Here is a 26,986-nt window from a genome sequence, read left to right as displayed (position 1 = left end):
CATGACACATGACACCAGTCCAATCGCGCACGCCATCCCGGATGACAGCGGCAACTGGCGGCTACATCCGCTGGACGAACATCTCCAGGCCGTCGCCGGCCTCGCGGCCCGATTCGCCACGCCATTCGGCGCATCCGCCTGGGCGGAACTCGCCGGACGCTGGCACGATCTTGGGAAATACCGGCCACCCTTCCAGCGCTACATCCGCGCCGTCACCGGTCTGGAGGCGCGGAACGCCCATATCGAAGGCCGACCCGGCCGCGCGCCGCACTCGACCGCCGGGGCGCTCTGGGCGATCGAGCGGCTGGGGCCGCTCGGACGTGTCCTGGCCTATCTGATCGCCAGCCATCACGCCGGGCTGCATGACTGGTCGGGAGGTTTGGAGGCGCGACTCGACGAAGAGAACGGACGCACGGAGTTGGCGGAGAGCCTGGCCCAGCACCCGCCGCCGGACATCCTCGACACCCGTGGCTTCCAGCCGAACCTGAACGCCATCCCCGGCGGCCGGGATGGCTTCGCGCTCTGGGTGCGGATGCTGTTTTCCTGTCTGGTCGATGCCGATTTCCTCGACACCGAAGCCTTCATGGACCCAGGGAAGGCGCAGCGGCGCGGCATCCCGACGAACCTGTCCTGCCTGCTTGTCCGCTTCGATCGCGCGATGGCGGAGCTGACGGCCGACGCCGATCCGACCCCGGTCAACCGTCTGCGCGCCGAGATCCTGCACGCTTGCCGAACCATGGCTGCGGAAGCGCCGGGGCTCTTCTCGCTCACCGTCCCGACCGGCGGGGGCAAGACGCTGGCGAGCATGGCCTTCGCCCTGGAGCACGCACGGCGCTTCGGCAAGCGGCGCATCCTCTATGTCATCCCCTACACCAGCATCATCGAGCAGACCGCCGATGTCTTCCGCAGCATCTTTGGCGAGGCCGTCATCGAGCATCACAGCAACGCCGAGTCCAGACCCGAGGACGAGACCCAGAGGAGCCGTCTGGCCTGCGAGAACTGGGATGCGCCCATCATCGTCACCACCAGCGTCCAGTTCTTCGAGTCGCTGTTCGCCGCCCGCACCTCGCGTTGCCGCAAGCTGCACAATCTGGTCGATAGCGTAGTGGTCATCGACGAGGCCCAACTGCTGCCGCCGGCCTTTCTCCAGCCGATCCTTGGCGTGCTCAAGCTCCTGACCCAGCACTATGGGGTGAGCATCGTCCTCTCGACCGCGACCCAGCCCGCGTTGGCCAGTCGCCAATACGTCGACCCGCAACGCAACCTCAACGGTCTGGAGGATGTACGCGAGATCATCCCCGACCCGGACGCGCTCTATCGGCAGCTCAAGCGGGTCGAGGTCCGTCTGCCGGCGGATTGGCACAGCCCGGAGTCCTGGGAGTCGCTGGCCCAACGCCTGATGGAGCACGCCAGCGTGCTCGCCATCGTCAACACCCGTCGGCACGCCCGCGAGCTGTTCCGGCTGATGCCGCCCGACACCCTGCACCTCTCGGCGCTGCTCTGCGGCGCGCATCGCTCGCGGATCATCGCCGAGATCAAGGCCCGGCTGAAGGCGGGCACTCCGACCCGCGTCATCAGCACTCAGTTGGTGGAGGCCGGGGTCGATCTGGATTTCCCCGTCGTCTACCGCGCCCTCGCGGGTCTGGATTCCATCGCCCAGGCCGCCGGGCGCTGCAACCGCGAAGGCCGGGCCGAACGGGGCGAGGTCGTGATCTTCGTCCCGCCGCACGGCCGGCTGCCGGACATGGTCAAGCGTGGCATCGACGCCACCATCGGCACCCTGCACGGCGAATCGCGCGATCCGCTCGACCGCGCACTCTTCGACCGCTATTTCGAGCGGCTCTATCACGCCTGCGATCTCGACGAGCAGCGCATCGGTGAGCTGCTGACGGTGGACGGCCGCTCATTGGCGATCAACTTCCAAACCGCCGCCAAGCGTTTCCGTCTCATCCAGGACGAGGACAGCGCGCCGGTGATCGTGCTCTACCCCGGACCCGATGGCGCTGGCGCGACCATCGATGTCCTACTCAGGACACTGCGCAAGGACGGCCCGGAACGCTGGCTGATGCGCAAGCTCCAGCGCTACACGGTCAACATCCCCCGGCGGGAGGCGCTGCGGCTCATGGGCCAGGGCGATCTGGAAGAGGTCATTCCCGGACTCTTCGTCCAGGTCAGCGATACACTTTATGACGCACGCCTCGGGTTGTTGCCGGAGGGCGCCGATTCGGGGGCGATCTTGATGGTGTGAGACCGATCCCGAGCCATAAACGCCTCTTTGGAGCCGTGTCATAACCGATCGGAACAACGTACGCCACATCATGACGCAATCACTATATGATTGCAGATAACGCCGCAATTAAGGATGATGTGCCTCATGAACAGCCGGCATCGCAAGACCCTGGAAGCCATCTTCGCCACGCCGACATCGGCCTCGATCCGCTTCGCCGACATCGAGGCGTTGGTCATCGCGCTGGGTGGGGAAGTCCGGGAAGGGAACGGCTCGCGGGTGTCGTTGCGGCTGAGGGATGGCATCAAGAACGCCCATCGCCCACATCCGGGCAAGGATGCCAAGAAGTACCAGATCGAGGAGATCCGCCACTGGCTCGCTGCGCTCGGAGAGACACCATGAACGGCATGACCTACAAGGGCTACACGGCCCGCATCGACTTCGACGAACGCGACGACATCTTCTGGGGCAAGGTGCTCGGGCTCCCGGACAGAGTCAGCATCACCTTTCACGGCGATACCGTCGCCGAGCTGCGCCGGGACTTCGAGAACGCCGTGGACGACTACCTGAGCGACTGCGCGGAGCACGGCGTGGCGCCAACCAAGCCCGCCAGCGGCAAACTCATGCTGCGCGTGCCGCCAGAAATCCACGGCGCCGCGCTGGTCGCGGCGCAAGCGGCCGGTCTGAGTCTCAATCAGTGGGCGGCAAAGGTGCTGAAAGAGGCCGCTCAGCAGTAAATCTGTGTTAGACCGCCGCGCAACCGTCTGACGGGCGACGACCCTTGCCGTCAGTCATGGAGGACCGAGAGCATGAACACCTACTGCCTGGAAGTCAGCGGCGATTACGCCTGCTTCACCCGGCCGGAGATGAAGGTGGAGCGGGTGAGCTACGACATCATCACCCCCTCCTCCGCCCGCGCCATCTTCGAGGCCATCCTTTGGAAGCCCCAGATCCAGTGGCAGGTTCGCGGGATCGAGGTGCTGCGCCCCATCCGCTGGATCAGCCTCCGCCGCAACGAGGTCGGCGGGATCGTCTCCAGCCGAAACGTCGAGACCGCGATGCGGACGGGGACCGGCGATCTGGGACTCGATATCGAGGACGACCGCCAGCAACGCGCGGGGCTCTTCCTGCGCGATGTCGCCTATCGACTCCATGCCGAACTTCATCTCAAACGCGACGCCGGGGCCGACGAGCACCCGAGGAAGTACCAGGAGATGTTCGAGCGACGCGCCGAGAAGGGCCAATGCGTCAATCAGCCCTACCTCGGCTGCCGCGAGTTCGCCGCGGCCTTCAGACTGATCCGGGATCCCGCCGCCGAGCCGCCACCCATCGCGGAGAGCCGCGATCTGGGTTTCATGCTCCATGACCTGGATTTCAGCAACCCCGCCGACCCCAAGCCCCGCTTCTTTCGCGCCAGCATGGAGAAGGGTGTCGTCACGGTGCCGGCCTGGGACAGCGAGGAGGTGCGGGGATGATTCTTCAGGCGCTTCAACGATACTACGAACGCGCGGATGGCTTGCCATGTGAGGGCTGGGTACGTCGTGGCGTCGATTACGTGCTGGTCCTAGATGAGCAGGGCCAATGTATCAACATCGAATCGGTCGGCGAGCAGAAACAGGGCAAGACCATCTCCCGCGACATGCTTGTACCAGCCATCGGCAAGCAAGCAATGAAACACACCAATAGCGGTCAGGATGCGAACTTGCTTTGGGATAACGCCAGTTTCGTGTTTGGAACCGGGAACAAGGGCGACAAGAAGATCACGGCCTTCTTGGGGACCATGCATAGCTGGGTAGGCGACCTCGGTGATACGGGAGTGGCGGCGGTTATAAATTTCTGCACCGGCTTGCAGGCAAAGCCTGACAGCCTTGCACCGTTACTCAAACGCTTCGAAGTCAGCGAGGATTTCGCCAAACGAGATCCGGTCTTGGTGTTCCGGCTCATTTCCGACATCGAAAGCATCCATGCCCGCCCGCAAGTTCGTGCGGCCTATGAATCCAAGTTGGCGTTAACACATTCGGAGACGCCGCTGTGCGGCAATTGTCTGGTCACCGGAGCGATCGGTGTGCCGCTTGCCTCGAACGAAACCGTCATCAAGAACGTCTGGGGTGGGCAAACCTCGGGAGCGAACATCGTTTCGTTCAATGCGCGCGCATTCGAATCCTACGGCAAGCGAGAGCGTAACGGCGAGAATGCACCGATTGGTCTCCAGGCTTCGTTCGCCTATACCACCGCCCTCAATCACCTCCTTGGCAAAGGCTCGCGCCAGCGCATCCAGGTCGGCGATGCCTCCACCGTCTTCTGGGCCGAGGAAGCCCATGATCTGGAAACCCAGATCCCCGATCTCTTCGGCGAGCCGCCCAAGGATGAGCCGGATCGCGGCGCGGATGCACTCAAGGCGCTCTACCAGGCCATCCAGACCGGACAATTCGCGGTCGGCGAGCCAACGACCCGCTTCCATGTCCTGGGGCTCGCGCCAAACGCCGCGCGCATCAGCATCCGTTTCTGGGAGACCGCCCCGGCGCTCGATCTGGCGCGACGCATCCAGCGTCATTTCGAGGATCTACGCATCGCGCGCGGGCCGAACGACCCGGAGCATCTGTCGCTCTTCCGCCTGCTCGCGTCGTGCGCGGTCCAGGGCAAGGCGGACAACATCCCGCCCAACCTCGGCGGCGATGTGATGCGGGCGGTGCTGGAAGACCTGAGCTACCCGGCCACCCTGCTCAATGCCGCAGTGCAGCGCTCGCGCGCCGAGCAGCGTGTGACCTATCCGCGCGCGGCCATCCTCAAGGCGTGGCTCAACCGCGACATCCGCCGCACCAACCGCGACCGCTCGGACTCAGTCAAGGAGATCCAACCCATGCTGGACCCCGCCAACCCCAATCCCGCCTATCGGCTCGGACGACTCTTCGCCACCCTGGAGAAGATCCAGGAAGAAGCCAGCCCCGGACTCAATGCCACCATTCGCGACCGCTACTATGGCGCGGCCTCCAGCACCCCGGTGGCCGTCTTCACCACCCTTCTGCGGCTTAAGAACCACCATCTCGGCAAGCTGAACGCGGGCCGCGCGGTCCAGATGGAGCGGCTGGTGGGCGAGATCCTGAGCGACGTCGAGGACTTTCCGCGCCATCTGGCGCTGCCGGAGCAGGGCCGTTTCGCTCTTGGCTATTACCATCAGCGCCAAGCCTTCTTCACCAAGTCCGAATCGCCCGCGCACAAGACCGACAACAAGGAGCAAGAATCATGAGCCTGACCAACCGCTACGACTTCGTCCTGCTCTTCGACGTGCGCGACGGCAACCCCAACGGCGATCCGGATGCCGGCAACCTGCCACGCTTGGACGCCGAGACCGGCCACGGCCTGGTCACGGATGTCTGTCTCAAGCGCAAGGTGCGCAACTTCGTCGGCCTGACCCAGGACCAGGGCGAACGCGACCCCGCGCCCGGCGAGAAACGCTTCGAGATCTATGTGCGTGAAAAGGCCGTGCTCAACCTTCAGCACCAGCGCGCCTATTCCGCCCTGAAACTGGATGCCGAGGATGCGGAAGCGCCACCGCTGGAGTTGGTCGAGCCCGTTCCGGAGAAGAAGGCGGGAAAGAAGGAGAAGCGCAAGGGCAGCGGCGACAGCGTCGGCAAGGCGCGCGACTGGATGTGCCAGAATTTCTTCGACGTGCGCACCTTCGGCGCGGTCATGTCTCTCGGCATCAACTGCGGTCAGGTGCGTGGTCCGGTGCAACTGACCTTCTCCCGCTCCATCGACCCCATCATCTCCCAAGAGCATTCCATCACCCGCATGGCGGTCGCGACCGAGGCCGAGGCGCTGAAACAGGACGGCGACAACCGCACCATGGGCCGCAAGCACACCGTCCCCTATGGTCTCTACGTCGCCCACGGCTTCGTCTCGTCCTTCCTGGCCAAGCAGACCGGTTTCAACGAGGACGACCTGGGTCTGCTCTGGCAGGCGCTCGGCCAGATGTTCGAGCACGACCGCTCCGCCGCGCGCGGCGAGATGGCCACGCGCGGGCTCTATGTCTTCAAGCACGACTCCGAGCTGGGCAACGCGCCAGCCCACAAGCTCTTCGAGCTGATCCAGGTCGCGCGTAAGGATCCCACCGCGCCGGCGCGCGGGATCGACGACTACCGGATCACGGCACCGATCGCCGGCCGGCTGGACGCCTTTCCGGGTGTCGAGTTGCGGATTCTTGTTTGATTGGGAGGCATGCCATGACCCAAGTCCATTTCATCGTCGAGGAATCCCCGGAAGGCGGCTATCTCGCCCGCGCGGTCGGGGCCGACATCTTCACCGAGGCGGACGACCTCAGCACACTGCATGAACAGGTCAGGGACGCCGTGCATTGTCATTTCGATGAGGCTGAAATGCCCAGCCTGATTCGGCTGCACATCACCCGCGAGGAGGTCATCGCGGCATGAGGATTCCGCGCGATCTCTCGGGCGCGGAGTTGATCGCGCGGCTCGCATGCTTGGGATATGCCGTGACACGGCAGACGGGCAGTCACGTCCGCCTCACCAGCCCTGCGCCTGGGGAGCACCATGTCACCATCCCGAATCACGACCCCTTGCGGATCGGCACCCTCTCGTCCGTTCTCAACAGCGTCGCCAACGCCCACGGACTGACGCGCGACGAGTTTCTCGCGCGCCTCTTCGAGTGAGCCAGCACCATGACTCAAACCGATGATCTGGTTCCGCTCTCCGCCCTCCAGCACTGGATCTATTGCCCGCGCCAATGCGGGCTGATCCACCTGGAGCAGGTTTTCGAGGACAACCTGCACACCGCGCGCGGTCAGGCGGTCCATCATCTGGTGGACCAGCCCGGCGATGAGCTGATCAAAGGTGTCAGGGTCGAACGCTCCCTGCCGCTCTGGTCCAATCGGCTGGGCTTGATCGGCAAGGCGGATCTGGTGGAGTTCCACCCCGGCGGGGCCATCCTGCCGGTCGAATTCAAGCACGGCCGCAAACGCCAGAAGACCCATGACGACATCCAGGTCGCCGCCCAGGCCCTCTGTCTGGAAGAAATGTTCGACCGCCCGGTGCCAATCGGGGCCATCTATCACGCCTCCAGCCGGCGCCGCCGCGAGGTGACCTTGACGCCGGAACTGCGCGCCCTGGTTGGGCAAACCGCCGAGGCGATCCGCGCCATGCTGGCCTCCGACCGTCTGCCCCCGCCGGTGAACGATCAACGCTGCCGCGAATGCTCGCTCAAGGATCTCTGCCAACCGGAGGCCATCGCCGCGCGAGCCAAACAGCGCGCGCTGCGCGACACCCTCTTCGACCCGAACGGCGCCATGGATTAGCGACCATGCAAACCATCCAGAACACCCTCTACGTCATGACCCCCAACGCCTATGCGCACCTGGACAATGCCACGGTGCGCATCGAGGTCGAGCGCGAAACCAAGCTGCGCGTGCCCCTGCATCACATCGGCGGCCTGGTCTGCTTCGGCAATGTCCTGGTCTCCCCCGCGTTGATGCACCGGCTGGCCGACGAGGGCAAATCGCTGGTGCTGCTCAACAACTCCGGCCGCTTCAAGGCACGCCTGGAGGGGCCGGTCTCCGGTAACATCCTGCTGCGTCAGGCCCAGCATAAGGCGGCCGGCGATGGCGCGATCACCCTGGAACACGCCCGCGCCATGATTGCCGGCAAGCTGCGCAACAGCCGCTCGGTTTTGCAGCGCGGCGCGCGCGAGGCGAGCGACAGCGACGAGGCCGCCACCCTCGCACGCGGCGCGGACGCCCTAGCCGCCTCGCTGCGCGCGGCCCAGGTTGCGCCGGATCTCGACAGCCTGCGCGGTGTGGAGGGCGAGGCCGCGCGCGGCTACTTCGCCGGGCTCAACCTCATCGTCAAGCCCCAGGCGCGCGCCCACTTCCAGCTCGACGGCCGCACCCGCCGCCCGCCGCTGGACCGCTTCAACGCCCTTATCTCCTTCCTCTACGCCATGCTGATGAACGACTGCCGCTCCGCCATCGAAGCGGTCGGGCTGGATCCCCAACTCGGCTTCCTGCATGCCGTACGACCCGGACGCGCCGCGCTCGCCCTAGACTTGCAGGAAGAATTCCGCTCCATCCTCGCTGACCGGCTCGCGCTGACCCTCATCAATCGCGGCCAGGTCGGAGCCGCCGATTTCGACGCGCGCGAAGGCGGCGCCGTCATGCTCAACGACACCGGCCGCCGCGCCGTCGTCACCGCCTGGCAGGCCCGCAAGCAGGAGGAAGTGACCCACCCGCTCCTGGAGAGCAAACTGCCGCTCGGACTCCTGCCCTTCGTCCAGGCCCGGTTCCTGGCGCGCACCCTGCGCGGCGACATGGACGGCTATCTGCCCTTCCTCGCCAAATAGGTTCCGAGCCAACAGCCCACTCATCAGGGATTGCCCCATGCTGATCATCGCCACCTACGATGTCTCCACGGAAACCCCGGAAGGCCGCCGCCGTCTGCGCCGTGTCGCCAAGGTCTGCGAGCGCGTCGGCCAACGGGTCCAGAAATCCGTCTTCGAGTGCGAGATCGACCAGATGCAGTTCGAGGCGTTGGAGCGCGAGCTTCTGGCCGAGATCGACCTGGAGAAAGACAACCTGCGCTTCTACCGCATCACCGAGCCGCGCGGCATGCGGGTCAAACAGCACGGCGTCTTCCGCTCGATCGACTTCGACGGACCCCTGCTCGTATGACGCGCGAACCCCAAGTGAAGGAGAAATCGCGGGCGGTTCGCGCAACGGCTAAGTTGCTGAATTATCAGCACAGCGGACCGATGCACCCAAGCCTGACCCAGCCATCCGCTTGCACCCCTCGGCCGATTCGCGCAACATCGCGTTTCCGGGCCTTTGAATCAATAGGTTACAGCGGCTCGGAATCGCCCGGCTAATCAGCCGGGCGCGGATTGAAACGAATCCATGAGATCACCGAACCGGACGGATCCGTCGAATCGCCCGGCTAATCAGCCGGGCGCGGATTGAAACGTCGAGATCCGCCACGAGATCCACATCGCCCGCACGAATCGCCCGGCTAATCAGCCGGGCGCGGATTGAAACAGATCCTCTCGCTCGGGATGCGTCAGGGCCTGTTGAATCGCCCGGCTAATCAGCCGGGCGCGGATTGAAACTCCAAGGCCAGCCCGGTCGAGCAGCTCAGCGTGCGGAATCGCCCGGCTAATCAGCCGGGCGCGGATTGAAACAACTGGTCTCCGCTGACCAGACCCCGATCGTCGGCTAGAATCGCCCGGCTAATCAGCCGGGCGCGGATTGAAACGTCCTGGAGGGCCTGATCGGCGACGACGGCGACGGGAATCGCCCGGCTAATCAGCCGGGCGCGGATTGAAACGGATCGTACCAACTGGAGGCCAGATCATCTGGCGTGAATCGCCCGGCTAATCAGCCGGGCGCGGATTGAAACGCCGACGACGCCGCAGGCTGGGCTGAGCGCGTCAAGGAATCGCCCGGCTAATCAGCCGGGCGCGGATTGAAACCGGGAAGTGGATCTCGATCTTGTCGCCGATGACGGAATCGCCCGGCTAATCAGCCGGGCGCGGATTGAAACGACTGGGGCCAGGGCGAGGAAGCCTGGGCCCATGAGAATCGCCCGGCTAATCAGCCGGGCGCGGATTGAAACTCAGACGGCTCGTCCATCGTCGCCGACGCCGACCAGAATCGCCCGGCTAATCAGCCGGGCGCGGATTGAAACCAGTAAAGTGCATCCAGGTCGACAGTGCGAGCCGCGAATCGCCCGGCTAATCAGCCGGGCGCGGATTGAAACAGTCATGAGTGATCCAGACCTCCTCGCCACCCAGCGGAATCGCCCGGCTAATCAGCCGGGCGCGGATTGAAACGTCGTAGAAATCCCCGGTGCTGAACGCCAGCACCGAGAATCGCCCGGCTAATCAGCCGGGCGCGGATTGAAACGTCGGTGTCGAATTCGATCTCCACCGGTTTGGGGGAATCGCCCGGCTAATCAGCCGGGCGCGGATTGAAACAAATACTCCGAACGCCAGCAATCGGAGGACCGCTGCGAATCGCCCGGCTAATCAGCCGGGCGCGGATTGAAACTCCTTGAAGAGCGCGCGGGCTTCCTCGGGGAGCGGAATCGCCCGGCTAATCAGCCGGGCGCGGATTGAAACCAAGAGACCGCCCGCTACGTGCGCAGCATCATGGAGAATCGCCCGGCTAATCAGCCGGGCGCGGATTGAAACTCCAGGCTGTCCCCGTAGATCTGGAAAATCTCGCTGAATCGCCCGGCTAATCAGCCGGGCGCGGATTGAAACGCCGGCGAAGGCGGGCAGGCGATGGCCATCCTCGGAATCGCCCGGCTAATCAGCCGGGCGCGGATTGAAACAAAAGGGGCAGCGCACGCCGGGGCGCGGCGCCGCGGAATCGCCCGGCTAATCAGCCGGGCGCGGATTGAAACTTGACGGCCGGCTTGCTGTAGGCGTGACCGTTGACGAATCGCCCGGCTAATCAGCCGGGCGCGGATTGAAACCGGTGCCCGTGGTGTTGGGCGGTCCGAGCGCGGACCGAATCGCCCGGCTAATCAGCCGGGCGCGGATTGAAACATCGCCGCTCGATGACAGCCCGGTGTAGCGAGACCGGAATCGCCCGGCTAATCAGCCGGGCGCGGATTGAAACCCACTCTCGATCTCCGCCATCACCCGAGCGCTGCGCGAATCGCCCGGCTAATCAGCCGGGCGCGGATTGAAACCAGCGCTCCGAGGAGTATCAGGCCCCGGCCTGGATGAATCGCCCGGCTAATCAGCCGGGCGCGGATTGAAACTGATTATCAATGCCAGCCTACCCAACGCGCCGAGAATCGCCCGGCTAATCAGCCGGGCGCGGATTGAAACGTCAAGCCGAAATTGCTTTTGACGCCTACCCTAGGAATCGCCCGGCTAATCAGCCGGGCGCGGATTGAAACAGTCGCGCGGCAAGCTAACTTCCGGGGTGGTAGTTGAATCGCCCGGCTAATCAGCCGGGCGCGGATTGAAACGCTCAGGGAAATTGGTATCTGCTGCAAGACCAAGGGAATCGCCCGGCTAATCAGCCGGGCGCGGATTGAAACTCCCAAATCTCGATAGGCCAGCCTTGAAACTCATTGAATCGCCCGGCTAATCAGCCGGGCGCGGATTGAAACCTTAAGCGCTGACGACTTCGCGCCATTCGGTATGGAATCGCCCGGCTAATCAGCCGGGCGCGGATTGAAACCGAGATCAGACGGTCGTATTCGGCGCGGGCGGCGAGAATCGCCCGGCTAATCAGCCGGGCGCGGATTGAAACATGGGCGGGTAGCACATCAGGGCCACCAGCCAGCCGAATCGCCCGGCTAATCAGCCGGGCGCGGATTGAAACGATGATTCCCGCGATCCAGAAGCGCGCCGCGAGATCGAATCGCCCGGCTAATCAGCCGGGCGCGGATTGAAACATGCAGACCTATGTGGGTGAGGTCGTCCAGGGGGCGAATCGCCCGGCTAATCAGCCGGGCGCGGATTGAAACACTTCGACTATTGCGGACGTTGCCACTGTCGGCGGCGAATCGCCCGGCTAATCAGCCGGGCGCGGATTGAAACCCTTGGCCTTATGCGCTAGTTCGGCCAGATCTTCCGAATCGCCCGGCTAATCAGCCGGGCGCGGATTGAAACATTTTAAACTCAAGCAGCCCTACGCATTCTACACCGGAATCGCCCGGCTAATCAGCCGGGCGCGGATTGAAACCAGGAGAATCAACGATGCCGCCCCGCCATTATGGCGAATCGCCCGGCTAATCAGCCGGGCGCGGATTGAAACCTACGTCAAGAGCCGGATTGAGTCCACGTTCATCGTGTATCGCCCGGCTAATCAGCCGGGCGCGGATTGAAACACCTCCAAGTTCATCGGGTACGGTGGAATCGAGAGTATCGCCCGGCTAATCAGCCGGGCGCGGATTGAAACGCCAAGATTGCCACGGGCGATTGGGATGTGGTGATGTATCGCCCGGCTAATCAGCCGGGCGCGGATTGAAACAATGCGGCGGAGCGGACGACCGGGTCCATCTGGACGTATCGCCCGGCTAATCAGCCGGGCGCGGATTGAAACGTCCCGCGCGCGGACCTGGACGCGGCGCTCAACCGAATCGCCCGGCTAATCAGCCGGGCGCGGATTGAAACAAATAGCTCTCGAATCCCACAGCGTCAGTCTCCTCGAATCGCCCGGCTAATCAGCCGGGCGCGGATTGAAACTGTGGGCTCCTCGGGATGTCCGACGAGAAGGCCAAGAATCGCCCGGCTAATCAGCCGGGCGCGGATTGAAACGAGTCCGCCGACATCCGCTATGTGCGGGAATCCATGAATCGCCCGGCTAATCAGCCGGGCGCGGATTGAAACTGTCGCAGGCGGTCAAGCTCGTTTGGCCGGAGGTGGAATCGCCCGGCTAATCAGCCGGGCGCGGATTGAAACCAAGGTCGTGCTGGGGCAGACCGCCAGCTCGGAAGAATCGCCCGGCTAATCAGCCGGGCGCGGATTGAAACCTCTTGGACTTGCTGAAACAGTAAGCGGTGCTTGGAATCGCCCGGCTAATCAGCCGGGCGCGGATTGAAACATTGAGAGCGAATGAATCAGCTACGGTATCCAGCCCAACGAAGTATCGCCCGGCTAATCGGCTCGAAAATTCCCAAGCTTCAGGAGACCCGCACCTCGATCCTGCGTCCCAGGACACGCGCGGCCGCTTCGATCTGATCGAAGCGCGAGGCGTGTTTGAGATCGAACAGGCGATCCACTTGTGGCAGGTGCCAGCCCAGTCGTCGCGCCAGTTCGGCCTTGCGGATGCCCTGCTCGGTCATGGCCTGATAGACGCCGAGCTTGGCGCATTCCAGGGCCGATGGGCGCACCGTCGGACGGCCGTCAGCGGCCGAGGGGACGGGCAGCGGACGGCGCGCCTCGACATAGAACGAGAGTGCGGTTTCCAGCGCGTCGACGGCGTAGAGCAGTGCTTCGTCTTCGTCCTCGCCTTGCGTGATGGCCTCGGGGACGTCCGCGAAGGTCACGACAAAGCCGCCCTCGGGCTGGGCTTCGAGAATAACGGGGTAATCGAACATGGCTCAATTTCCTTTCAATCCGAGTTGCTTCTTGATGGCTTCGACCGTGCCGGTCTTGAGCTCGGCGTGGTGCATCGGCATCACGGACTGGCGACCGTTCAGGAAAATTTTCAGGTGCGATCCTTTTCCGGTCTGAAAGGTCGCGCCCTGTTTGGCCAGCCAGCGTTTGAATTCGTTCGAGTTCATGGGCAAGGATCTAAACACTTCTGTTGTGTCTGTCAATGGCCTTGAGAGATCCGCCGAGGATCAACTTGCCGCGCCAATGAATCAATGGGTTACAGCGGAGCGGCATCGCCCGGCTAATCAGCCGGGCGCGGATTGAAACAGAGCGTGCCCATTTTTCTGGCTCCCATTAGGTTCCGGCGTGGGACCAGTCCGCGACGCTCCTGCGTAGCCTGGCCTTCGGGCTGCTGGAGCGGCCAAGCCGGTATTGCCACGCGGAACGCGGAGCGTGGAACAGTGGCGGTTTTGCTGTAGTTGGCGTCGGTCAGGTCGCTCATCCCCGGCTAACCAACCGGGCGTGGATTGAAGCCAGGCCACTCCAAAAAAGATGACGATCGCATGACCGTTTTTTGACACACTGGCGGCCGTTCGGAGGCCGCCCGGCTGGCCATGCGCCCAGGGTCGCGCCATCCCAGACCAAATTCCGTTCAAAGAGGCCCGTCGATCCATGAAGTTCACCAATCCGATTGCCGACCTGTTCGGCCGATCGCCCTTCAAGCCGACTCAGGAGCATATGCGCCTGGTCCAGGCGTGCGTTTCCAGGCTCCCGTCCCTGATCGAGGCGTTGATCGCGGACGATACGGCGGCATTGGAGCGGATCCAGCTCGATATCCGCGATCAGGCCGCGCGCGCGAGTACGCTCAAGAAGCATATCCGCCTGCATCTGCCGCGCAGCCTGTTCATGCCGGTCGACCGTCGCGAGCTGTTCGATCTGCTCGATCTCCAGGATGCGATCGCCAGTGGCATGCGCGAGATCGCCGATCGACTGGTCGAGCGCCAGACTCCGGTTCCGCCGGCTCTGGGCGCGGATCTGCTCGCGCTGGTTCAGGCCGGCACGGCGGCCTGCCGGCAGTCGATGGCGATCGTCGACGAGTTGGATGAGTTGATCGAGACCGGCTTTCGCGGCCCCGAGGCGGAGCGGGTGGAACACATGATCGAGGATCTCGAACGCGCGCGGTGCGAGGCCGACGATTTGGGCGCGGGACTCGCGCGCGCGCTCTTCGGCCTGGAGAGAGACCTGGATCCGGTGACGCTGATGCGGCTGAGTCGACTGATCCGCGAGACCGTCGCTCTGGCCGAGGGGGCCGAGAAGGTCGGCGACCACCTGCTGCCGCTCATCGCTCGCTAGGATTCGGAGACACCGTGGAAATCATCAACGAATGGGGATCCGTGTTTCTGATCCTCGCCATCCTGTTCGGCCTTTACATGACCTGGGGCATCGGGGCGAACGACGTCGCCAACGCCATGGGCACCTCGGTCGGCTCCGGGGCCATCACCATCAAGCAGGCGATCCTGATCGCGGCTATCTGCGAGTTCGCCGGGGCCTTCATCGCCGGCGGCAATGTCACCGAGACGATCCGCAACGGCATCATCGATTCCTCCTCGATGGTCGACCGGCCCGAACTCCTGGTTTACGGGATGCTGGCCTCGCTGCTGGCCGCGGGGATCTGGCTGATGATCGCCTCCGCGCGCGGCTGGCCGGTCTCGACCACCCACTCCATCGTCGGGGCCATCGTCGGCTTCGCCATCGCCGGAATCGGGGTCGACGCCGTCCATTGGGACATGATCGGTCAGATCGTCGCCAGTTGGGTGATCTCACCCGTATTGGGCGGCGCGGTGGCCCTGCTCATCATGCTGAGCATCCGTCGGCTGATCCTGAACGCGGAGCATCCCTTTCGCCAGGCCAAGCGCTGGGGGCCGGTCTATGTGTTCCTGGTCGGCTGGATCGTCAGCCTGGTCTCGCTTTTCAAGGGGCTGGACCACCTGAATCTTCACATGACGACGCTTGAGAGCTTCATCGCCGCCACGCTGTTCGGGCTCCTGACCGCCGCCATCGGCAAAATCCTGATCGACCGCGTCCAGATCGACGAGCGGGCGGATCGGACCTTCCATTTCGCGAGCGTCGAGAAGACCTTCACCCCCATGATGATCTTCACCGCCTGCGCCATGGCCTTCGCCCACGGATCGAACGACGTCGCCAACGGCATCGGACCGCTCGCCGCCGTGGTCGCGGTGATTCAGTCCGGGGGCGAGGTGGCCCAGAAGTCCCAGCTCCCGCTCTGGATCCTGATTCTCGGCGGCGTCGGCATCGTCATCGGGCTGGCCACCATGGGTTACCGGGTGATGGAGACCATCGGCACCAAGATCACCGAGCTGACCCCCACCCGCGGTTTCTCGGCCACCCTGGCGGCGGCGGCGGTGGTGGTGCTGGCCTCCAAGACCGGGCTGCCGGTCTCCACCACCCATATCGCCGTGGGCGCGGTCATGGGCGTCGGGCTGTCGCGGGGGATCGCCGCGCTGGATCTGCGCGTGATCGGCAACATCGTGATCTCCTGGCTGATCACGCTGCCGGCCGGGGCGATCCTGGCGGCGCTGTTCTTCTATCTCTTCAGGGCGATCTTCGGCTGAGGCCGAGGGAATCCCTGCGACCGCGATGCGATGTGCGATCCGACGAGCACTTACCCATTCATCCCCTGCGTCCCGGTCCGGGGACTGGATTGGGTTCGCGGCGTTCCGCTCGCCGCCGGGGTGCATTTCGGTCAGATCCTGGTGACCGGGCCGCCCGGCTCGGGCAAGACCACGCTGATCGAGCGCCTCGGCGGCTGGCCGGAGGAAGGCTATATCGACCTGACGCGCAAGGGTTGGTGGCGGGCCAGCACGCTCGCCCTGCGCCCGCGCGAGATCCATCTGGGGCTGCCTTTCGTCGGGCGGCCCAAGGCGCTGACGCTGTTCGGCCCCGAGTGGCTTGAAGACTGGCGGTCACTGGAGCTGGATAGCGCGCGCCTCCAGATCCCGCCGGCCAAACGCCATCTGCTGTCGGCCGATTGGCGCAACCGCTTCGCCTTCGAGTTCCTGCTGCCGCCCCCCGAGACCATCGTCGCCTATCGGCGCGAGCGGGCGCGGCGCGGCACCCATCCGATCGACCTGGTCATCGATCCGGGACAGATTCGCGCGCAGGTCCGGATCCATGCCCAAGTCGCCCTGTACTTCCATCGTCAAGGTATGATCGTTCACCTCCGCGAACGGGCCGAACATCCGCCCATGCGAGTCGATGACCATGGCGCAACCGAAACTCGTCTCCCGTAAGAGCTTCCTCAAACGCTTTCGCGATCTTGTCCAGGGCATGGACGCTTGCGAGGACGTGGACCTGCGCGGCTCCCTGCGCCTGACCGACGAAAAGATCCGCATCCCGCCGCCGGCCCTGCCGCTACAGATCCTGCTGGGGGGCGAGGAAGGCTACCGCCTGCATCTCTATCCCGAGCTGCGTTTCGACCCGGACGGCCGCCTCACCCACAAGGGCGATTATCTGTTCTGCGACCCCGGCAGTTATTTCCACGATATCAGCGGCTTCCTGCGGCTCGGCAAGGGCGATTCGCTGACCCTGGGACGCGAGGATCCGATGCAGCGTCTGTGGCTGCGCTATCCCAAGGCGGTCGACAATCAGCATCTGCGGCTGAAGCTCTCGCACAAGGGACTGGCGTTCAGAAACAAGTCCTCGCACGCCGGCGCCTGTGTGGCACCGCTTACCTCGCACGAACTCATGGAACGCATGGCGCGCTGGCGCTGGAAGAAGCTGGAACGGCTGCGCGAGGTGCTCGGCGGACCGCTGGAGCCACCGACCCGCTCGGAGGCGCTGGACCTGATCGAGCGGGTCATCGCGCTGATGCGCGACGAGCCCTATCGCGTCCCCAACCCCAATGGCCGACCCAGCGGACTGCTGGCCCTGCCCGAGCGCCCGCGTCCCATCTTCGTCGGAGATCTGCACGCGCGCATCGACAACCTGCTGGTGGTCCTGACCCAGAACGGATTCCTGGAGTCGCTGGTCGACGGAACCGGTCTGCTCATCCTGCTCGGCGACGCGGTGCAGCCGGACGTGCCCGGCCAGGAAGAGGAGATGGACAGCTCGATGCTGATGATGGATCTCATCTTCCGCCTCAAGCTGCGATTTCCCGAGCGCGTCTTCTATCTGCGCGGCAATCACGACAGCTTCTCCGAGGAGATCAGCAAGGCCGGCATCCCCCAGGGTCTGCTCTGGGAGCAGGCGCTGCTGGATCGGCGTGGACCAGGCTACCGCGACGCCATGCAAACCTTCTACGATCAACTCCCCTACGTGGCCGCCTCCGCCGGCTATCTGGCCTGCCACGCCGGCCCGCCCACCGGCAAGATGACCTGGGAGGGACTGGTCGACATCCACCGCCATCCCAAGCTCGCCCACCAGTTGACCCATGTGCGACTGCGCCGCTCCAACCTGCCCAACGGCTACGGGCCGCGCGACCTGGCGCGACTGCGCAAGCGGCTCGGCGTCAAGCACGACGCGCCCGTCATCGTCGGACACACGCCCGCGCCCAATCAGGCCACCTACTGGATGAACGCGGGCGGCATTCCTCATCATCACGTCCTGCATGGCGCCGGCCTGGACTGGATCGGCGTGATCGCGCGCGCCGACAAACATCTGATACCCCTCGCCTATCCGACCGAGCCGATGCTGGCGGTCTATAACCAGTATGCCCGCACCGGGCGCTCGTCCATGGATCCCACGCCATGAAAGACAGCTCCGATGTCCACCCGATCCTGGTCCCCGTCGATTTCTCCAGCCACTCGGAAGCCGCCCTGCTGTGCGCGCTCGAGATGGCCAGGTGCTTCGGGCGACCGCTGCTGATCCTGCATGTGGTGCATGACCCAGGCACCATGCCCGGCTACTACAGCCGCGCCCTGAAGAAAAAGCAGCTCCATCGCATCGAGGACGGCGCGGCGGACATGCTCGCCGAGTTCCTGCACGGATTCGGCAAGAATCACCCGGAGTCGAGGAACGCGCCGCTCATGGAGTCGCTGCTGGTCAAGGGCCTGCCGAGCACGCGCATTCTGGAGGTCGCCGGCCAACGCAAAGCCAGCATGATCGTGATGGGCAGCCGGGGGCTGACCGGGCTCAAGCAGCTCATGCTCGGCTCGGTGGCCGAGCGGGTGGTGCACCGCGCGCGGATTCCGGTAACCGTGGTCAAGTCCGCGCGCGCGCCCACGATCGAACCATGAAGCCGGCCTCCAGGCCCCGCCGGTTCGCGGCGCTCATGCCGCTGACCCTTGGCTTCGTCTCGCCGGTCTGGGCCGACGCGGGCACCGGGGTCATCGACTGGTGGGTCATGGGCGTGGGGCTGTTCGGCGGGCTGGCGCTCTTCCTGTCCGGCATGGATCAGATGGCGAACGCGCTCAAGGCGGTCGCGGGCGATCGCATGAAGGACATCCTGGCGCGCCTGACGACCAACCGCTTCATGGGCGCCCTCACCGGCGCCTTCGTCACCGCCGTGATCAACTCCTCTTCGGTCACCACCGTGCTGCTGGTCGGCTTCATCAGCGCGGGGCTCATGTCGCTGTCCCAATCGGTGGGCGTCATCATGGGCGCCAACATCGGCTCGACCGTCACCGCGCAGCTCATCGCCTTCCGGATCGACAACACGGCGTTGCTGATGATCGGGGTCGGCTTCACCCTGCTCTTCGCCGCCAGGCAGGAGTCCGCGCGTCACTATGGCGGCATGATCATGGGGCTGGGACTTGTCTTCTTCGGCATGACCGTGATGAGCCACGCCATGGAGCCCTTGCGCGCCCATCAGCCCTTTCTGGACCTGATGACGCGGATGGAGAACCCGGCCATCGGCATCCTGGTCGCGACGCTCTTCACCGGCCTCATCCAATCCTCCGCCGCCACCACCGGCATCGTCATCGTCATGGCGAGCCAGGGCTTCGTGAATCTGGAAACCGGGATCGCGCTCGCCTTCGGCGCCAACATCGGCACCTGCGTCACCGCCATGCTGGCCGCGATCGGAAAGCCCAGGGAGGCCGTGCGCGCGGGACTGGTGCATGTCCTCTTCAATATCGCCGGGGTGCTCATCTGGGTCGGCTTCATCGATCAGTTGGCCGCGCTGGTGCAATGGCTCTCGCCCTCCTACCCGGCGCTCTCCGGCGGCGCGCGCCTGGCGGCGGAGGTGCCGCGCCAGATCGCCAACGCCCATACCCTCTTCAATGTCGCCAACACCCTGCTCTTCATCGGCCTGACCGGCCAGTTCGCGCGCCTGGCGGAATGGCTGGTGCCGGACAAGCCACTGGGCGAGGACGCCTTCATCGTGCGCCCAAAGTATCTGGACGAGGAACTGCTGACGACCCCCTCGCTGGCGCTCGACCGGGTGCGGCTGGAGATCCTCCACATGGGCGACAGCGTGCAGCGGATGATGCTGCGGATCATGCCGGCCATTCTGACCGGCAACCGCCAGACCCTGCGCGACATCGAGCTGATGGACAACGACGTCGACAGCCTGCACGCCGAGATCGTCACCTATCTCGGCAGGATCAGCCGTCTGGTGCTCACCGAGCGTCAGACCCGCGAGCTGATGCGGTTGCTGGAGGCGGTGAACGACCTGGAGAACATCGGCGACCTGATCGAGACCAACCTGGTCGTACTCGGGCGCGAACGCATCGACCAGGGCGTGTCCATCAGCCAGCCCACCCGCGAGGTCCTGCTCGGATTCCACCAGGCCGTCACCCGCGCGCTCGCCGCCGCCCTGCAAGCGGTCGCGCAGAACAACGAAATCGCCGCGCGCAGCGTCACCACCATGAAGCGCGAAATCACCGCGATCGCCGACTCGGCCGCCGCGCACGAGGCGCGCCGTCTGGTCGCCGAGGAACCGAATCGGATCCCGGCCTACACCCTGGAAATCGACATCATCGAAAAGCTCCAGCGGATCTACTACTTCGCCAAACGCATGGCCAAGACCGTGGAGCCGGACGAAACGACGAACAGCGATTGAGCGGCGCGCGAGGCACACTAGCCCTCGCCCGCCCGCTTGATCCAGGATCGCCGGCAAATCCGATATGGAACTGTCAAGATAAATCCGTATAGCCTCGACTACCTGACGGAATTACCAATCCTTCAAACGGGGGCGGCGCCCCAACTCGGCGAGGTAGGCGTCCACGTCATCGCGTGACGGCTCGACCAACCTCCGGTCGGGATAGGCCGCGATCCCATGCTCGGCACGGATCACCATCAAACGGTCACAGAGCGTCTTGATGATTGATTCATAGAGCTTTTCCATATGCTTATCACAGAAAGAGCAGACGTATCCCGCATTGTTTGACCGGTTTCTCGTCATGGCTTAGTCTCCGGGAACACGACGTGGAACGCAGACACAAGGGCGGCCAAGCCCAGCGGCGCCAACCGTGACAATTTTGGAGGTTAGACCGATTCTGTCTAGCACCATAATTACGGATTCTGTCTAATCCACTGAGCGTTAAAACAAATCCGCCGAAACATCGTGTGTTGACGTATTCCCAAGCCAAGACGTCGAAGCAAAAAATGCAATTATCCAAGAGATACCATCCCGAGCGATATCGTATAACTCGCCCGTTTGCCAAGAAAATTGCGACAATTTATCAGAGCCTTACCGGCACAGAAACTATAGCAAATTCAGAAACGTTCATTGCTATTACGAAGCACATACAAGAAACATATAATGATGAGATTATGGGCTTGCCCTTTGAGCAACGCCCCGAGAATTTACAGCTAGCAATGCATGAATGCTCTCTCGCTATTCACTACGCAGCTTACGTCTGCCATGGAAGACAAGTCTTTCACTTTAATGATGAAATTACGGAACAATTTCGCCAAACTGACGTGGACGAGATAAAAGCAGGAGCTTTATTGTTCCCCTATTCTTCGTTTTACATGAGCTTCGGGAAACAACTTGACCTTGATCTTTACGGCGATAGTCGCTTCGTTGATGGCGCATATATTTCCATTATTTCATCGCCTGACGAAAAAATCTTACAAATACTATTATCTACCTGCCCAGATGACTCGCATAACACTCAAGGAAGATTTGATTGGATACTCCATGAGGACAAATATTATTATCTTCCGCTATCATTAGAAATCGCTTCGGAACCCATATCCCTCGTTGCGAAGCATGCTTTAGATGACGATTTGGCTCACACACGACAGTCTGGCGAAAGAGCGATCCTTGAATATGAAAAGATGGGGGCAAGACACAGAAGAGCGGAAAGCCTTAAGACAGAACTAGCTGAAACTAATTCCGGCTACCTCGCATTCCTCGAAGCGCTGAAGCTCATAATTAATGGCTTATGCTATCTCTCTGCTTACCCAGATGATGTTGAATTGCGCTGGCCATTCGATACACCCAAGCCTTTACTGGAAAATATAAATAGAGCACAAAAACCCAAGGATATTCAGCGGAATACATCTAAGTTAACATCAATGGGCTATACAAAAATTCATTTTTGTGGAAGATCATTTGAGCCAAAATATACCGAAAACCAAGGTCTAGGCAGCCAAGTAAGGGCACATTGGCGACGCGGTCATTGGCGCAATCAGCCCTATGGACCGCAGCTTTCCGGCAGAAGACTGATATGGATCATGCCGGTTCTCGTCAGACAAGACAAAGCGGATAGCGACCAATTGACTGGTCATATTTATTGTTCCAATCGTTAGTCAAAACTATGCACTTTCAGTGCAAGACTTTTAGTAAAATCTTTCGTTAGAAAGCTCTCAATCAAAACCTGGCATCGCGTAGCGATTCCTTATCATCTTTAGTCCGCAGTAAAGTCTGCGGACGAAGGACTTTCAGTCCGAATTCAAACTATGGACTTTTAGTCCATAGTGATTGATATGGTAGACGACTAAACAACCACCAGCTAAAGCTGGTGGGTTTGCGCCCGGCGCGGAAAAAGGGGACAGATTTGAATGGCACTAAGATAAGCTAGCACCTATAAATATCAGCCACTTACGTGAAAGCCCGGATTTTGGCTACCGCCAAATCAGCGGATGCCCTCTGGAATTCCCTAGATTCCGCTGGGTTCCGTAGGGCTTCTGGCTCGCAGATGGCTATGCAAGTAGCTGTTTTGTAGAGGTTACGCGCTTAACTTAGTGCCATTCGGGACAGATTTATTTATGCAATCGAACCCAAAAAATAAATCCGTCCCCTTTTCCTCAAGCGAAGCGTATCTTTGCATTCAACAGAAAAATAGCAAATCACTATGAGAACTGACGTTGATGCGATGTTGGAAGAGTCCTTTCCGAAACAGGAGAGATATATTGACTGTGCCGGTCAGATAAGAATTTTCGAGCTTTACGTTGATCGCATTATCACTCCGGGTTACCTCCTGGCAGCACGGGAAATCACTGAGGGTGATTGTTGTTACAAATTTCGAGTATTCGCCGAAGTTGACCCATTTGCCGGTTTCGGACGTTTGAGAGCAAAGATACGACGCGGTCTTTCCCGAAGATACCTCATCCGAGATCATGACCGTATTTCCATGTCTCATGATGATTTGTCTGGTACGATTTCATCCCAAGGAATTGTCGTCGATGGTCAGATTATTTCATGGGATGAGTTTCAGGAATTACTACTTACCCATGAGGGATTTCGAATTGAGTTACATATATGCGAGGGTGATGAATAACTAGCGGGCAGGTTGGATTGCTGCTTTCGAATGTTTAACGCAATAATCGCCTAACACGCGCCTCAATCCGACCCAATACTGCGCGCGGAACTCAGTCCTTCATTCGGCCGCATCGCGGCGAAGTATGGGTCGGCTTAAGCTTCACGTTAGCGACAAACAATGCAAAGCAACAATCTCGGGATTCTCGCGACGGGCATACATCTAGCGTTACTAACCATGGCGCTCGGTTGCTCCCCTGTGGAGACGCGCCATCCGAGCGCTTCGCTGAGTGTGGAGAAACCAAAACCACCAGTAGAATCAAGTTGCTCAGATGAGCATCGTGGCGTGTATAAATACAGCGACAAGGAAGGTAACACTTACTTCACGAATTGTCCTTTCCTCAGCTCGAAGTATACATTGGAATGGGAACGAAAAAGGAGAAAGCTCTCTACCAAAAACGCGCCTACAACCACATTCAAGAATATTAATCTTACGGCGAATCAAGTCGCAGAAGTCAAGAAGAAGGTCGGAAATCGTCTAAAGGATCCATATTCCGCAAGATACCACTCTATACAAGGAGTTTTGAAGAAGACAGGAGCCAATGAAACCTCAATAGTGTGCGGCTTAGTGAACGCAAAGAACGCGTTCGGTGGCTACGTCGGAAAGAAGCCTTTTGTTGGCTATTATGATACGCGGAAAGGCTTCTCGGTATCAGGCATGGGCACAGATTCCGCCGATTCCCTCTCTATATTGAAGAGATGCAGAGTTTATGGAATCAGATTCGATCTTTAGGCTCGCAGTCTTACCAGCAATTCCCGGCGAACTGATCGTAAGCCACTGATTTATAAAGAATCCAACTCTTGACAGCAACAGGGTTTGCAAAATAGTAACCTATCTTTTCAAGAGGTTAGCGTTCGCCGGGAATTGCTGCAGTCTTACGTGCGTATTGCGACTACCGAATCTAAATCAATTGGCTAACACGCACATCAAGCCGACCCCCATGCAATTAAAGGGGCCTTATATGGTCCGCCCCGCGATGCAAGAGGAAAATCGCTGATTTGGTAGAAGGAAACGTTGCGGCCATATATCCGGCATCGTTAGCGGGATCATCATCGAAGTGATCCACGTGCCCTGATGGAATTCGCGTACCCCGCTGTCCTCAATCAGGCTCACAGTCTCAGCTTAAGCTGGCTTCGGCCCCTTCCAGGTTTTCAGCGAGGCGGTCGTCCCTTTCATGCCATCACAGTGACATTCACTCTTAGCAACTCGGTTTGGTGCCCTGTGAAGGGCGGGTTAATCGTTTTTGATCTTGATCGCGATCACGCTCGGTCGGCCATCAAGCGGCGACCGGCTTGGTGAGCGCGCCGCGCGCCGGATCGAAGGTCTTCCCGGTGTTCATCACCGCCCAGGCGATGCGGGCGAGTTTGTTGGCCATGGCGACAATGGCAACGTTCGTATGACGGCGCTGTTTGATGTCATGTGCCCAGCGGCTGACGGCATCCTCCTTTTTATCGACCCAGTGCATCATCGCTCGCGCGCCATGAATCAACAGCTGGCGCAGATAAACGTCGCCGCGTTTGCTGATCCCCAGCAAGCGCGGTTTCCCGCCGGTGGAATGCTGCCGCGGCACCAGCCCGAGCCAGGCCGCCAGCGCCCGGCCATTGGCGAACAAGCCCCAGCCATCGCCCAGCGTGGCGATCAAGGCGGTGGCCACCAGCGGGCCGATGCCAGGGATCGTCATCAACAACTGAGCCGACGCGCTGGTGTCGGCCACTGTCTTGATCTGGGTATCGTAGTGTGCGGCCCTCTCATCGAGGTGACGCAGTTCTTCAAGGAGTCCGTGCAATTCGGCGCGAAACCGCTCGCTCAGCCCGTTGTCGGCGTCTTCAAGTATCTCGGGCAGACGGCGCATCACCACCGTGCGGCCCCGAGGAATGATGAGGCCGTATTCGGCCAACAATCCACGCACCTGATTGATCAGCGCGGTGCGTCGTTCGATGACCTGCGAGCGCATGCGATGGATAGCTTGAATGTCTTGCTGCTCGACGCTTTTGATCGGTACAAAACGCTGACGGGGGCGTCGCGCCGCTTCGCAGATCGCCTCGGCATCGGCGGCGTCGGTTTTGTTATTCTTCACAAAAGGCTTGACGAATTGCGGGGCGATCAGTACCACATCATGACCCAAGCTCTGGAAGGTGCGCGCCCAGTGATGAGCACTGCCGCAAGCTTCCATGGCGATACGACAGGGCGGCTGTTGGGCGATAAAGGCCGTCAATGCCCCGCGCGCGAGCTTGCGGCTGAAGACGGTCTCGCCTTGGGCATCGACCCCAAAGACATGCACACTGTTCTTGGCCAAATCAATGCCGATGGTGCATACGGCCTCTTTGCTAAACTGGCTCATGGTCTGCTCCGCTCCTCGGTTGACGATAGGTGTTGTGTCCATCGCCTATTGTGCCCGCTCAGGGCTCATTGTGAGGAGCGGGGCGGACCATTCCATTAGGCTCGAATTCATTTTCGACCCACCCGGGCCGGGATCCCCGGTCCCTTTCTGATCTTGCCTGATCTCCGGAATACCCGGGACAGACCAGAATGGCGCTAAGATAAGCGCGTAATCTATACAAAACAGATGCTTACATGGCCAGCCCGAGAGTCCGAAGCGCTACGGAATCCAGCAGAATCCAGGGGATCCTGGCAGGCATTCGCTGATGTTGCGGCAGCCGAAATCCGGGTTGTCACCTAAGTTGCTGATATTTATAAGAGCCTGCTTATCTTAGTGCCATTCGGGACAGACCACGTTATTCTCGAACAGCGTCAAAACGAAAAAAGGAGACAGATTTATTTATGAAACCGGACCCGAAAAATAAATCCGCCCCCTTTTCACGTCGCGGTGCGGCGAATTCCTCATGCGGCAAGGAATCGAGTATTCTATTGGCGAAAACCGTCAACAGACGGCTAGAGCAACGAGGGCCAAATACATGCAATTCGTGCTAGATATCCCGGAAACGCTTGCCGAGAAGCTACGTGCATTGCCGGACCCGCAACAATTCCTGGTCGATGTATTGGCGCAATCCCTTGATGGTGGACTGAGCACCGATCAGTGGTGGAGGTTGTTAGAGGACATTGAGTCGGTTGCTGTCGATACCGGGATCGCTGATCTCGCCGCGCATCACGATCACTATCTCGGCGCGATTTGATGAGGAGCGAGAATACCCGGGGCAGACCACGATTCCCTGATTTCATAAAGAAAGAAATCGTCTAGCGGCTACGGTGCGACGGCCGCACGGATCGCCAACAAGCGGTTTAAGAGCGAACCCCGCAGACGCCCTGTCGCTCATACGGCAAGGCCATGCCGGCGGGGCAACCGGGCATTTGATTTTGCTCGAAAGCCGTAAACTTAAAGCCCAATCAATACTGAAATATAGTGTGTTCTATCATGATTGATGATGAGCAAGAAACGATGGGGCTGGTAAAACAGATGCAGGATTGCCTACCCATTTTTGCCTATCCATCTAAAGAGTTCGTCTCATTATTGAAGAAGAGAAATGTAAAACTCAAAGCCGATCACCTGCTGGAAATTTTCGATGCTGATTATTTCGGGGATGAAGGAGGGATTGTCTGTACTTTGAAACTTCCCTTTACAACCAAAGAGCAATACGTTGTTTCACTGACTCATCTTCGGCCTGTGCGTAATCATCCCCTTGCGACAGACATCAGAAAGTATCAAATTCGCCGTGTCAGGAATTTAGCTCAACAATGAGTGATCAGCGGCGTAAATTGGGTTGCTTTTTTGGATGAGAAATAAGGGACGAGGCAGGCTTTCTCCAATGACGACGATATGGCCTAACTCGGCGCCCCAGCCGACCCGGGTTACATTGCGCTCTGCTTCGCTCCACTGGGGCGGCTGAGTTGGGGGCGTTCAGTCTCAAAGGTGCCTCGCATGACGTCAAGCTCTGCTTCAGAGCTGGTATTGCGTGAATGTGCCGTTGGCGATTCCGCCGCCGCTCTAAGACGCTTAGAAATAGTGCGGGTG

26 protein-coding genes and 1 CRISPR repeat array are annotated in these 26,986 nt (G+C 61.2%); of the genes, 22 read left to right on the top strand and 4 right to left on the bottom strand.

Annotated elements, in window-relative coordinates:
* Position 1: 1 nt before the first annotated feature.
* The 11 genes from cas3 to cas2 all read left to right on the top strand — a co-directional run bounded on the left by cas3 (position 2) and on the right by cas2 (position 8,906).
* Positions 2-2,248: a CRISPR-associated helicase Cas3' gene (gene cas3 / locus CKO27_RS13405; protein ID WP_200375409.1), complete on the top strand. Its 2,247-nt coding sequence runs from the start codon at positions 2-4 to the stop codon at positions 2,246-2,248.
* Between the two features lie 126 nt (positions 2,249-2,374).
* On the top strand, positions 2,375-2,629 hold the full coding sequence (locus CKO27_RS13400; protein ID WP_200375408.1) for a type II toxin-antitoxin system HicA family toxin: 255 nt from the start codon (positions 2,375-2,377) through the stop codon (positions 2,627-2,629).
* Entirely contained in the window at positions 2,626-2,964 is a 339-nt protein-coding gene (locus tag CKO27_RS13395; RefSeq protein WP_200375407.1) for a type II toxin-antitoxin system HicB family antitoxin, read from the top strand. The genes CKO27_RS13400 and CKO27_RS13395 overlap by 4 nt, the downstream gene beginning before the upstream one ends.
* Before the next feature lie 72 nt (positions 2,965-3,036).
* A complete protein-coding gene (cas5c, locus tag CKO27_RS13390; RefSeq protein WP_200375406.1) occupies positions 3,037-3,702 on the top strand; it encodes a type I-C CRISPR-associated protein Cas5c in 666 nt (221 codons plus the stop codon).
* A complete protein-coding gene (gene cas8c / locus CKO27_RS13385) occupies positions 3,699-5,474 on the top strand; it encodes a type I-C CRISPR-associated protein Cas8c/Csd1 (protein WP_200375405.1) in 1,776 nt (591 codons plus the stop codon). Before cas5c ends, cas8c begins: the two co-directional genes overlap by 4 nt.
* The gene (gene cas7c, locus CKO27_RS13380; protein ID WP_207280813.1) at positions 5,471-6,436 is read left to right on the top strand and encodes a type I-C CRISPR-associated protein Cas7/Csd2; all 966 of its coding nucleotides are present in this window, start codon (positions 5,471-5,473) and stop codon (positions 6,434-6,436) included. The genes cas8c and cas7c overlap by 4 nt, the downstream gene beginning before the upstream one ends.
* Positions 6,437-6,450: 14 nt before the next feature.
* The gene (locus CKO27_RS13375; protein ID WP_200375404.1) at positions 6,451-6,657 is read left to right on the top strand and encodes a 2-oxoisovalerate dehydrogenase; all 207 of its coding nucleotides are present in this window, start codon (positions 6,451-6,453) and stop codon (positions 6,655-6,657) included.
* Positions 6,654-6,896 (top strand): type II toxin-antitoxin system HicA family toxin, encoded by a 243-nt coding sequence (locus CKO27_RS13370; protein WP_200375403.1) that lies wholly within the window; start codon positions 6,654-6,656, stop codon positions 6,894-6,896. Before CKO27_RS13375 ends, CKO27_RS13370 begins: the two co-directional genes overlap by 4 nt.
* 9 nt (positions 6,897-6,905) lie before the next feature.
* Positions 6,906-7,538, top strand: a complete 633-nt coding sequence (gene cas4 / locus CKO27_RS13365; RefSeq protein WP_200375402.1) for a CRISPR-associated protein Cas4 — start codon at positions 6,906-6,908, stop codon at positions 7,536-7,538.
* 5 nt (positions 7,539-7,543) lie between these two features.
* The gene (gene cas1c, locus CKO27_RS13360; protein ID WP_200375401.1) at positions 7,544-8,578 is read left to right on the top strand and encodes a type I-C CRISPR-associated endonuclease Cas1c; all 1,035 of its coding nucleotides are present in this window, start codon (positions 7,544-7,546) and stop codon (positions 8,576-8,578) included.
* A 37-nt stretch (positions 8,579-8,615) separates the two neighbouring features.
* Positions 8,616-8,906 carry a CRISPR-associated endonuclease Cas2 gene (cas2, locus tag CKO27_RS13355; RefSeq protein ID WP_200375400.1) on the top strand — a complete coding sequence of 97 codons (291 nt, stop codon included), beginning with the start codon at positions 8,616-8,618 and terminating at the stop codon, positions 8,904-8,906.
* A 179-nt stretch (positions 8,907-9,085) separates the two neighbouring features.
* Positions 9,086-12,794: a CRISPR direct-repeat array (repeat unit 37 nt; unit sequence GAATCGCCCGGCTAATCAGCCGGGCGCGGATTGAAAC).
* Positions 12,795-12,873: 79 nt separating this feature from the next.
* On the opposite strand, the gene CKO27_RS13350 is transcribed toward cas2, so the two are convergent.
* Together CKO27_RS13350 and CKO27_RS13345 are read right to left on the bottom strand one after the other, a co-directional pair.
* A complete protein-coding gene (locus CKO27_RS13350; RefSeq protein ID WP_200375399.1) occupies positions 12,874-13,290 on the bottom strand; it encodes a type II toxin-antitoxin system HicB family antitoxin in 417 nt (138 codons plus the stop codon).
* A 3-nt stretch (positions 13,291-13,293) separates the two neighbouring features.
* The gene (locus CKO27_RS13345) at positions 13,294-13,476 is read right to left on the bottom strand and encodes a type II toxin-antitoxin system HicA family toxin (protein ID WP_200375398.1); all 183 of its coding nucleotides are present in this window, start codon (positions 13,474-13,476) and stop codon (positions 13,294-13,296) included.
* Between the two features lie 484 nt (positions 13,477-13,960).
* Here CKO27_RS13345 and CKO27_RS13340 point away from each other — a divergent pair, with 484 nt between their 5' ends.
* From CKO27_RS13340 to CKO27_RS13315, 6 genes are read left to right on the top strand one after another with little or no spacing between them, the layout of a single operon-like run.
* A complete protein-coding gene (locus tag CKO27_RS13340) occupies positions 13,961-14,641 on the top strand; it encodes a TIGR00153 family protein (RefSeq protein ID WP_200375397.1) in 681 nt (226 codons plus the stop codon).
* Between the two features lie 14 nt (positions 14,642-14,655).
* Complete coding sequence (locus tag CKO27_RS13335) at positions 14,656-15,921, top strand: inorganic phosphate transporter (protein ID WP_200375396.1); 1,266 nt, start codon at positions 14,656-14,658, stop codon at positions 15,919-15,921.
* A 30-nt stretch (positions 15,922-15,951) separates the two neighbouring features.
* Complete coding sequence (locus CKO27_RS13330) at positions 15,952-16,599, top strand: ATP-binding protein (RefSeq protein ID WP_200375395.1); 648 nt, start codon at positions 15,952-15,954, stop codon at positions 16,597-16,599.
* Positions 16,571-18,058: a metallophosphoesterase gene (locus CKO27_RS13325; protein WP_200375394.1), complete on the top strand. Its 1,488-nt coding sequence runs from the start codon at positions 16,571-16,573 to the stop codon at positions 18,056-18,058. The genes CKO27_RS13330 and CKO27_RS13325 overlap by 29 nt, the downstream gene beginning before the upstream one ends.
* Positions 18,055-18,543 carry a universal stress protein gene (locus CKO27_RS13320; RefSeq protein ID WP_200375393.1) on the top strand — a complete coding sequence of 163 codons (489 nt, stop codon included), beginning with the start codon at positions 18,055-18,057 and terminating at the stop codon, positions 18,541-18,543. Before CKO27_RS13325 ends, CKO27_RS13320 begins: the two co-directional genes overlap by 4 nt.
* Positions 18,540-20,309, top strand: coding sequence for a Na/Pi cotransporter family protein (locus CKO27_RS13315; RefSeq protein WP_200375392.1), 1,770 nt, complete (start codon positions 18,540-18,542; stop codon positions 20,307-20,309). The genes CKO27_RS13320 and CKO27_RS13315 overlap by 4 nt, the downstream gene beginning before the upstream one ends.
* A gap of 111 nt (positions 20,310-20,420) precedes the next feature.
* Here CKO27_RS13315 and CKO27_RS13310 read toward each other — a convergent pair whose 3' ends face one another.
* Entirely contained in the window at positions 20,421-20,594 is a 174-nt protein-coding gene (locus tag CKO27_RS13310; protein ID WP_200375391.1) for a hypothetical protein, read from the bottom strand.
* A 260-nt stretch (positions 20,595-20,854) separates the two neighbouring features.
* On the opposite strand from CKO27_RS13310, the gene CKO27_RS13305 reads away from it, so the two are divergent.
* The 3 genes from CKO27_RS13305 to CKO27_RS24250 all read left to right on the top strand — a co-directional run bounded on the left by CKO27_RS13305 (position 20,855) and on the right by CKO27_RS24250 (position 23,748).
* Positions 20,855-22,006, top strand: a complete 1,152-nt coding sequence (locus CKO27_RS13305) for an AcrVA2 family anti-CRISPR protein (RefSeq protein WP_200375390.1) — start codon at positions 20,855-20,857, stop codon at positions 22,004-22,006.
* 545 nt (positions 22,007-22,551) lie between these two features.
* Positions 22,552-22,977 carry a DUF7686 domain-containing protein gene (locus tag CKO27_RS13300; protein ID WP_200375389.1) on the top strand — a complete coding sequence of 142 codons (426 nt, stop codon included), beginning with the start codon at positions 22,552-22,554 and terminating at the stop codon, positions 22,975-22,977.
* 324 nt (positions 22,978-23,301) lie between these two features.
* Positions 23,302-23,748, top strand: coding sequence for a hypothetical protein (locus CKO27_RS24250; protein WP_207280812.1), 447 nt, complete (start codon positions 23,302-23,304; stop codon positions 23,746-23,748).
* 544 nt (positions 23,749-24,292) lie between these two features.
* On the opposite strand, the gene CKO27_RS13295 is transcribed toward CKO27_RS24250, so the two are convergent.
* The gene (locus CKO27_RS13295; RefSeq protein WP_200375388.1) at positions 24,293-25,357 is read right to left on the bottom strand and encodes an IS110 family RNA-guided transposase; all 1,065 of its coding nucleotides are present in this window, start codon (positions 25,355-25,357) and stop codon (positions 24,293-24,295) included.
* 574 nt (positions 25,358-25,931) lie between these two features.
* Between CKO27_RS13295 and CKO27_RS13290 the strand changes: the two genes are divergently transcribed.
* Together CKO27_RS13290 and CKO27_RS13285 are read left to right on the top strand one after the other, a co-directional pair.
* Positions 25,932-26,150 carry a hypothetical protein gene (locus CKO27_RS13290; RefSeq protein WP_200375387.1) on the top strand — a complete coding sequence of 73 codons (219 nt, stop codon included), beginning with the start codon at positions 25,932-25,934 and terminating at the stop codon, positions 26,148-26,150.
* A gap of 239 nt (positions 26,151-26,389) precedes the next feature.
* The gene (locus CKO27_RS13285; protein WP_200375386.1) at positions 26,390-26,713 is read left to right on the top strand and encodes a hypothetical protein; all 324 of its coding nucleotides are present in this window, start codon (positions 26,390-26,392) and stop codon (positions 26,711-26,713) included.
* Positions 26,714-26,986: the final 273 nt, after the last annotated feature.

It is taken from the genome of Thiocystis violacea (genome assembly GCF_016583575.1).
Lineage (GTDB): Bacteria > Pseudomonadota > Gammaproteobacteria > Chromatiales > Chromatiaceae > Thiocystis > Thiocystis violacea.
This window is presented reverse-complemented; position numbering and strand designations above follow the sequence as displayed.